The sequence below is a fragment of the Pseudomonas sp. CGJS7 genome (assembly GCF_036961695.1).
Genome location: NZ_JBAMDI010000236.1, coordinates 1 through 7,490, shown reverse-complemented (window position 1 = coordinate 7,490; position 7,490 = coordinate 1). Strand labels below are relative to the sequence as shown.

Sequence of the window (7,490 nt, the reverse complement as noted above, 5' to 3'; positions counted from 1 at the left end):
GCCCGTCACCTCCCTTCGCAAGCCCTGCGCTCGGCCTCCTGAAGTCGCAATCTGCGTCGCTTGAACTATCGCGCGCTTACAAGCAAAAGCAAAAGCAGAAGCAGAAGCAGATACAGAAACAGCGTTACTGTGCGAACGCCCGCCCTAACCCACCTGGTACACCACTGCTGTCAGTTTCCTGCCAAGGCCCATTCGGGCTCAACGACCAGCTCCAGCCGTTATCAAACCGATAGTAGGTACGCTGCCGGTAGAAGGTATTGGGCTGTTTCTCCAACACATATACACCCAGCTTGGGATCCCAGTGGCTTGCCCCGCCAGGCGGTGGCGCAAAGCTGGCCGAGGTGCGCGGCATGGGCTTGGGTATCGCCGCCGGCTTGCTCGGCGAAGTGGCAGGCTGCCTGCCCGGCAAGGGCTTGACCACCGGCCCCGACGGTGGCACACGCTCGATCGGTGGCGCGGGCTGCTCGTACGGCTCATGCACCGTACACGCAGACAAACCCAGGGCCAGGGTAATCAGGGTCAGGCGGACGGTGCTGTGCATGGCATTGCTCTCTTACTGGTCTGGAGTGTCGATGGTCAGGCGCTGGGTAGCCTGGGTGGCGCTAGACAACGGAGCACCCCGGCCAACCCACTCACCCTGGGTAGGCTGACCCGCGCGTGAAACACGTGCAACCAGTTGGACTTCGGCATACTGCGACAGTTTCATCTGCGGCATCATCGCATCAGCATCAGACAACTCCACCTCGATCGGCAACTGCGCCACGGTCACCCGCTTGGCCGCCAGTGGCATCGGCGGGCCATTGCTGGCGCGAGCGAAGATAAACACCGTGTCGTCCGGCTTGACCTTGTCCTTCAAGGCAGCCGCCAGTTCCACCCGCACTTTCAGGCGAGCCGCCACAGGTGCAGGCTCGGTCGCCTCTGCTGGCACCCCACCCAAGCGCTCGGCGGCGCGGTCGATACCACCCTGCAGGGCCGCTCGCGATGCATCACCTTCTGGCAACTGCGCCAGCAAGCGCTTCCAGTAGTCGATGGCTTCCTGATAACGCTCGCCTTCAAACGCAGCAATACCGCGCAGGCCCAGGCTGGTCACCTCGTTGGGGTCAGCCTTCAACGCTTCGTCAGTCAGCGCCTGCAATTGCGGGCTCCACTGCTTGTTGGCGGCAAAATACTGGGCCTGGGCCCACTGCCCCAGCAGCTCGGGCTGGCGGCCGGCCAAGGCCACGGCCCGTTCGAACGTACGCGCGGCATCGGCCGGGCGCTGCTCGGCCATGTAGGCCCGGCCAAGGAAATACATGGCCTCGGCCGAATCCGGCTGGGCCTGCACCACGCGCTCAAGGCGCGTAGTCATTTCTTCCATCGACTTGGGTGCCTCGGCAAACTCCTGGGTCAGCGCCACCTTGTCCGCCGCACCAAAATGCAGGTACAGCCCCAGCGCCATCAGCGGCACCAGTCCCGCAGCCAGCAGCGGCAGGGCCTTGCCCAAATGCCCCTGGCGCGGGGCCTCGGCGCCTTCGGTATCGGCCAGCAGCTCGCGGGCAGCCTCGTCCCGGCCCTTGGCCATCTGCGCCTCATCGAGCACACCGGCGGCTTGCTGGGCCGCCAGTTCGGCGACACGTTCCTGATAAAGGGCCACGTTCAAGGCCGTGCGGTCTTCTTCCTGCTGGCGACGGCGGCCACGCAGGATCGGGAGCAGCAAAAAGCTGAGGGCAGCGAGCAGCAGAAGGCCCGCGCTAAGCCAGAATTCAATCATGGGTCTGTTCTTTTTCCAGCAGTTTGGCGAGACGCTCGCGTTCTTCGGCAGACAACTCATCGGCGCCCTGCGCGGCCGTAGCACGGCGCCGGCGTACGATCACCGCCAGCACCACGAAACCACCGGCCAGCAAGATCCCCGGGCCAAACCACAGCAGCCAGGTACGCCCGCTGAGCGCCGGCTTGTAGCGCACGAAGTCGCCATAGCGGTCGACCATGAAGTCGATGATCTGCTGGTTGCTCTGGCCTTCGCCGAGCATGCGGAAGATTTCCCGGCGCAGGTCGGCAGCAATCGGCGCGTTGGAGTCGGCAATATCCTGGTTCTGGCACTTGGGGCAGCGCAGTTCCTTGGTCAACTGTTGGTAACGCTCGCGCTCGGCCTCGTCGCGAAACTGATAGGTGTCGATCGCCGCCTTGGCCACACCGGCCAGGCTCAAGCCCAGCACCGCAGCTGCCAGCCAGCGCCTCATGGCTTGGCCTCGTCGATCAGGCCCTGGTACAACGGCGCCAGCTGTTCACGCCAGACCGTGGCATCGACGATGCCTACGTGCTTGTAGCGGATGATGCCCTTGGCATCGATCAGGAAGGTTTCCGGCGCCCCATACACCCCAAGGTCCAGGCCCAGGCTGCCCTGTTCGTCACGAATATCCAGCTGATAGGGGTTGTGGAACTCGGCCAACCACTTCTGCGCGGCGGCGTTGTCATCCTTGTAGTTGACCCCATGGATCACCACACCCTGCTGTGCCAGCTGGTTCAGGTACGGGTGCTCGACCTTGCACGACGGACACCAGGTGGCCCACACGTTGACCAGTGCCGGGCGCCCCTGCAAGTCGGCCTGAGTCAGGGTGCGGTCCCCCTGTGTCGACGCCAGGGAAAACGCAGGGAACGGTTTGCCGATCATTGCCGAAGGCAGCTCGTCGGGCTTGAGGAAAAGCCCCTTGTAGAGGAACACCGCCACCAGCAGGAATACTGCAAGGGGCACTACCATGATCCAACGCTTCATGCAGCTGCTCCAGACACGCCCAGGACATCACGCACCCGGGTCTTGACCTTGACGCGGTAGCGCCGGTCGAGGGCCGCCAGCAACCCGCCCAGGCCGGTCAGCAGACCGCCCAGCCAGATCCAGCGGACGTAAGGCTTAATATGTACGCGCACAGCCCAGGCGCCATTCTCCAGTGGCTCGCCAAGCGCGACGTACAGGTCGCGGGTAAAGCCGGCGTCGATGCCTGCTTCGGTCATCATCGACTGCTGCACGGTGTACAGGCGCTTCTCCGGGTACAGTGTGGTCACTTCACGGCCCTCGCGGCTGACCACGATGGTGCCCTTGTCAGAGATGAAGTTCGGCCCCTCGAAGTGCTTGGCGCCCTGGAACAGGAAGTGGTAGCCACCCAGCTCCACGCTTTCGCCCGGCGCCATGCGCAGGTCGCGCTCGGCGCTGTTGTTGCTGGACAGCACCACGCCTAGCGCACACACCGCCAGGCCCAAGTGCGCCAGTTGCATGCCCCAGTAGCTGCGGCCCAGGCCCGGCAGGCCTTTGACCAGGCCCTTGTGGCGGGTCTTGTCAAAAATGTCACGCAGCCCGCCAAGCACCACCCAGGCGGCCAGGGCGAAGGCCGTCAGCGTCGGCCAATCGAAATCGTCGACGATAAAGCCGGCAACCGGGGCAAGGATGGCACTGCCGATCAATACCGGGGTCATCATGCTGACCAGCCATTTGCCCGGGGTGTCCTTCCAGCGCACCACCACGCCCACGCTCAGCACCACCATCAGCAGCGCCATCAGCGGCAGGAACAAGGCGTCGAAATAGGGCGGGCCGACCGACAGCTTGGCCCCGGTCAGGGCATCGAGCACCAATGGGTACAGGGTACCGAGCAGAATCATCGAAGCCGCGACCACCAGCACTAGGTTGTTGGCCAGCAGCAGCGTTTCACGCGACCACAGGGCGAAACCGACCTGGCTCTTGACCACCGGTGCGCGCAGGGCGAACAGGGTGAGCGACCCGCCGACCACGAACAGCAGGAAAAACAGGATGAAAATACCCCGCGACGGGTCGGCGGCAAACGCGTGCACCGAGGTCAGCACTCCGGAACGCACCAGGAAGGTACCCAGCAGGCTCAGCGAGAATGCGGCAATTGCCAGCAGCACGGTCCAGCTCTTGAACACCCCGCGTTTCTCGGTCACCGCCAGCGAGTGGATCAGTGCGGTGCCCACCAGCCAAGGCATGAACGAGGCGTTTTCCACCGGGTCCCAGAACCACCAGCCACCCCAGCCCAGTTCGTAGTAGGCCCACCACGACCCCAAGGTGATGCCAACACCCAGGAACGCCCAGGCGACGATGGTCCACGGCCGCGACCAGCGCGCCCAGGCAGCGTCCAGCCGGCCGCCGAGCAAGGCGGCAATCGCGAACGCGAAGGCCACCGAGAAGCCCACATAGCCCATGTAGAGCATGGGTGGGTGAACGATCAGGCCAAAGTCCTGCAGCAGCGGGTTGAGGTCACGGCCATCGGTCGGCACCTGCGGCAGCAGGCGCTGGAACGGGTTGGAAGTAATGATCAGGAAGCTCAGGAAGCCCACGCTGATCATGCCCATTACCGCCAGCACGCGGGCCAGCATCACCTGCGGCAACTGCCGGGAGAACACCGACACGGCAAAGGTCCAGCCGCCGAGGATCAGCGCCCAAAGCAGCAACGAACCCTCATGGGCGCCCCACACCGCACTGAACTTGTAGTACCAGGGCAAGGCGCTGTTGGAGTTGCTGGCCACATAGGCGACCGAGAAATTGTCTGTCATGAAGGCATGGGTCAGGCAGGCAAAGGCAAACGTCAGGAAGGCGAACTGCCCCCACGCTGCCGGCCGCGCCAGGCTCATCCACAGGCTGTCGCCACGCCACGCGCCAAGCAGCGGCACACTGGCCTGCACGACGGCAAAGCAGATGGCCAGAATCATCGCCAACTGGCCCAGTTCGGGGACTACAAGTGCTGCGTTCATGGCTTCGTCTCCCCGTCGGTAGCGGCCTGGCCGCTTTCCTTCAGGGCCTTGGTGACTTCGGGCGGCATGTATTTCTCGTCGTGCTTGGCCAGCACCTCATCGGCTACCACCACACCGTCGGCATTGAGCTTGCCAAGGGCGACGATGCCCTGCCCTTCGCGGAACAGGTCGGGGAGGATGCCGCGGTAGGTGATGGGTACCGACTTGTTGAAGTCGGTTACCACGAAACGCACGTCCAGCGAGTCGGCCGAACGCTGCACCGAGCCTTTCTCGACCATGCCGCCAGCGCGGATGCGCGTGTCCAGCGGGGCTTCGCCGTTGGCGATCTGGGTCGGTGTATAGAACAGGTTGATGTTCTGCTGCAATGCGCTCAAGGCAAAGCCGACGGCAACCCCGACGCCGACCAGCAGGCCGACGATGAGCAACAGGCGTTTCTTGCGCTGCGGATTCACTGGTTGTTCTCCCGGCGCAAACGGCGCGCCTCTTCTTGCAAATAGCGACGACGGGCCAGCAGTGGCGCACCAACGTTCAGCGCCAGCACCGCCAGGCAGATGCCATAGGCCGACCACACGTACAGGCCATGGTGGCCCATGGCGAGAAAGTCACCGAAGGTGGCAAAGCTCATTGTGCGGCCCTCCGCCCCAGGCTGTTCAATACTTCGTCCCTGACCCAACTGGCGCGTGCTTCGCGCTTGAGCACTTCAAGGCGCATGCGCAGCAGCAGTACAGCGCCGAAGAAACAGTAGAAACCCAGCGCCGTGCACAACAGCGGCAGCCACATTTCGGCCGGCATCGCCGGCTTTTCGGTAAGGGTGAAGGTGGCCCCCTGGTGCAGGGTGTTCCACCACTCCACCGAATACTTGATGATCGGGATATTCACCACACCGACAATCGCAAGCACCGCACAGGCCTTGGCCGCACTGTCACGATTACTGATCGCCTGGCCCAGCGCAATAATGCCGAAGTACAGGAACAGCAGGATGAGCATGGACGTAAGGCGGGCATCCCACACCCACCAGCTGCCCCAGGTCGGCTTGCCCCAGATGGCGCCGGTAACCAGCGCCACGGCGGTCATCCAGGCGCCAATGGGCGCGGCACACTGCAGGGCGACGTCGGCCAGTTTCATCTTCCACACCAGCCCCACCACCCCGGCCACCGCCAGCAGCACATAGCAGGACTGCGCCAGCATCGCCGCCGGCACATGGATATAGATGATGCGGAAGCTGTTGCCCTGCTGGTAGTCCTGGGGGGCGAAGGCCAGGCCCCAGGTGATGCCGACCAGCAGCAGGAGCACGGCAGCACCGGCCAGCCACGGCAGCATGCGGCCGCTGATGGCATAGAACCATTTCGGGGAGCCCAGCTTGTGGAACCACGTCCAGCTTATTTTCATCAGGGTACATCCAGGGTATTTGCCGGGCTTGAGAGCCCGGGACTCGTTATTCGCCGACGCTGATCTTCAGGCCGGCCGCTATCGCAAAGGGTGCCAGGGTAACGGCCAGGGCCGTCAGGCTGGCGAGCCAGAGCAGATGGCCGGTTGCCGGCATATTTTGCAACGCCGCTTGCAACGCACCACTGCCCAGGATCAATACAGGGATATACAACGGCAGAATCAGCAACGCCAGTAACAAACCTCCGCGTTTAAGGCCGACTGTCAGTGCCGCACCTACCGCGCCCAGCAAGCTCAATACCGGCGTACCCAGCAGCAGCGAACCGAGCAGCACCGGCAGGCAATGGCTTGGCAGCCCCAGCATCAGTGCCAGCAGTGGCGCCAACAATACCAGCGCCAGCCCGGAAAAGATCCAGTGCGCCAGCACCTTGGCCAGCACCAGCAGCGGCAGTGGGTGCGGCGACAGCACCCATTGCTCCAGCGAGCCGTCTTCGAAATCGCTGCGGAACAGGCCGTCCAGCGACAACAACACGGCCAGCAACGCTGCCACCCAGACCAGGCCCGGCGACAAGGTTTGCAACAATTGGCTTTCCGGGCCGACCGCCAGCGGGAACAGGGCCACGACAATGGCGAAGAACACCAACGGGTTGGCCAGTTCGGCCGGGCGACGGAACAGCAGGCGCGCTTCGCGGCGCAGCAGCAAAATGAATACGCTCATGCAGCCCATTGCCCCAGGTTCAGTTCTCGGTAACCGGAGGGCTTGCGTTCCAGTGTGTGGTGAGTCGTCAGCACCACCGTGCCGCCCCGCTCGCAGTGGGCTGCCAGGTGCGCTTCAAGCTGCGCCACGCCTTGCTTGTCGAGCGCGGTGAACGGCTCGTCGAGAATCCATAGCGGCGGGCAAGCCAGGTGCAGCCGGGCCAGGGCCACACGGCGCTGCTGACCGGCCGACAGGGTATGGCAGGGGACGTCTTCGAAACCGCGCAGGCCGACAGCCTCCAGCGCCGCCCAGATTGCCTCGCGGCTGGCCGGCTGGTGCAGGGCGCACAGCCAGGTGAGATTCTCCTCGGCGGTGAGCAAGTCCTTGATGCCGGCGGCGTGGCCAATCCACAGCAGGGCGCTGGCCAAGGCATGACGCTGTTCTGCCAGGGGCTTGCCACCCAGCAGAATCTGCCCGGCCGTCGGCTGCATCAGCCCGGCCAGCAGGCGCAACAGGCTGGTCTTGCCGCTGCCGTTGGGGCCACTGATCTGCAGCATGTCGCCGGCGCCCAGCTCGAAATCGAGCTGTTCGAACAGCAGGCGCCAGTCGCGCTCGCAGGCCAGGCCTGCGGCTTGGAGGTGAAGGGTCACGGTTTCGCCTTATCTTTAGT

At 64.1% G+C, this 7,490-nt stretch carries 10 protein-coding genes; all 10 read right to left on the bottom strand.

Going from position 1 to position 7,490, the window contains the following annotated elements:
- Positions 1-124 precede the first annotated feature (124 nt).
- The 10 genes from V7787_RS51705 to ccmA are packed head-to-tail and all read right to left on the bottom strand — an operon-like array spanning position 125 to position 7,470.
- The gene (locus tag V7787_RS51705) at positions 125-541 is read right to left on the bottom strand and encodes a hypothetical protein (RefSeq protein ID WP_003254373.1); all 417 of its coding nucleotides are present in this window, start codon (positions 539-541) and stop codon (positions 125-127) included.
- Between the two features lie 12 nt (positions 542-553).
- Positions 554-1,750 carry a c-type cytochrome biogenesis protein CcmI gene (gene ccmI / locus V7787_RS51700; RefSeq protein ID WP_064491598.1) on the bottom strand — a complete coding sequence of 399 codons (1,197 nt, stop codon included), beginning with the start codon at positions 1,748-1,750 and terminating at the stop codon, positions 554-556.
- Positions 1,743-2,219: a cytochrome c-type biogenesis protein gene (locus V7787_RS51695; RefSeq protein ID WP_064491599.1), complete on the bottom strand. Its 477-nt coding sequence runs from the start codon at positions 2,217-2,219 to the stop codon at positions 1,743-1,745. The genes ccmI and V7787_RS51695 overlap by 8 nt, the downstream gene beginning before the upstream one ends.
- Positions 2,216-2,752, bottom strand: coding sequence for a DsbE family thiol:disulfide interchange protein (locus V7787_RS51690; protein WP_014590171.1), 537 nt, complete (start codon positions 2,750-2,752; stop codon positions 2,216-2,218). The genes V7787_RS51695 and V7787_RS51690 overlap by 4 nt, the downstream gene beginning before the upstream one ends.
- Entirely contained in the window at positions 2,749-4,737 is a 1,989-nt protein-coding gene (locus V7787_RS51685) for a heme lyase CcmF/NrfE family subunit (protein ID WP_064491600.1), read from the bottom strand. Before V7787_RS51685 ends, V7787_RS51690 begins: the two co-directional genes overlap by 4 nt.
- Positions 4,734-5,189 carry a cytochrome c maturation protein CcmE gene (gene ccmE, locus V7787_RS51680; RefSeq protein ID WP_064491601.1) on the bottom strand — a complete coding sequence of 152 codons (456 nt, stop codon included), beginning with the start codon at positions 5,187-5,189 and terminating at the stop codon, positions 4,734-4,736. The genes V7787_RS51685 and ccmE overlap by 4 nt, the downstream gene beginning before the upstream one ends.
- Positions 5,186-5,362, bottom strand: a complete 177-nt coding sequence (gene ccmD / locus V7787_RS51675) for a heme exporter protein CcmD (RefSeq protein WP_003254380.1) — start codon at positions 5,360-5,362, stop codon at positions 5,186-5,188. The genes ccmE and ccmD overlap by 4 nt, the downstream gene beginning before the upstream one ends.
- Complete coding sequence (locus V7787_RS51670) at positions 5,359-6,126, bottom strand: heme ABC transporter permease (RefSeq protein ID WP_010955058.1); 768 nt, start codon at positions 6,124-6,126, stop codon at positions 5,359-5,361. Before V7787_RS51670 ends, ccmD begins: the two co-directional genes overlap by 4 nt.
- A gap of 46 nt (positions 6,127-6,172) precedes the next feature.
- Positions 6,173-6,841: a heme exporter protein CcmB gene (gene ccmB / locus V7787_RS51665; protein ID WP_064491604.1), complete on the bottom strand. Its 669-nt coding sequence runs from the start codon at positions 6,839-6,841 to the stop codon at positions 6,173-6,175.
- Positions 6,838-7,470, bottom strand: coding sequence for a cytochrome c biogenesis heme-transporting ATPase CcmA (ccmA, locus tag V7787_RS51660; protein ID WP_004577457.1), 633 nt, complete (start codon positions 7,468-7,470; stop codon positions 6,838-6,840). The genes ccmB and ccmA overlap by 4 nt, the downstream gene beginning before the upstream one ends.
- Positions 7,471-7,490 lie beyond the last annotated feature (20 nt).

Coding starts and splice junctions, on each gene's coding strand:
- V7787_RS51670 (WP_010955058.1), bottom strand. CDS start 6,126: ATGAAAATAAGCTGGACGTGGTTCCACAAGCTGGGCTCCCCGAAATGG.
- V7787_RS51695 (WP_064491599.1), bottom strand. CDS start 2,219: ATGAGGCGCTGGCTGGCAGCTGCGGTGCTGGGCTTGAGCCTGGCCGGT.
- V7787_RS51705 (WP_003254373.1), bottom strand. CDS start 541: ATGCACAGCACCGTCCGCCTGACCCTGATTACCCTGGCCCTGGGTTTG.
- ccmB (WP_064491604.1), bottom strand. CDS start 6,841: ATGAGCGTATTCATTTTGCTGCTGCGCCGCGAAGCGCGCCTGCTGTTC.
- ccmI (WP_064491598.1), bottom strand. CDS start 1,750: ATGATTGAATTCTGGCTTAGCGCGGGCCTTCTGCTGCTCGCTGCCCTC.
- V7787_RS51685 (WP_064491600.1), bottom strand. CDS start 4,737: ATGAACGCAGCACTTGTAGTCCCCGAACTGGGCCAGTTGGCGATGATT.
- ccmD (WP_003254380.1), bottom strand. CDS start 5,362: ATGAGCTTTGCCACCTTCGGTGACTTTCTCGCCATGGGCCACCATGGC.
- V7787_RS51690 (WP_014590171.1), bottom strand. CDS start 2,752: ATGAAGCGTTGGATCATGGTAGTGCCCCTTGCAGTATTCCTGCTGGTG.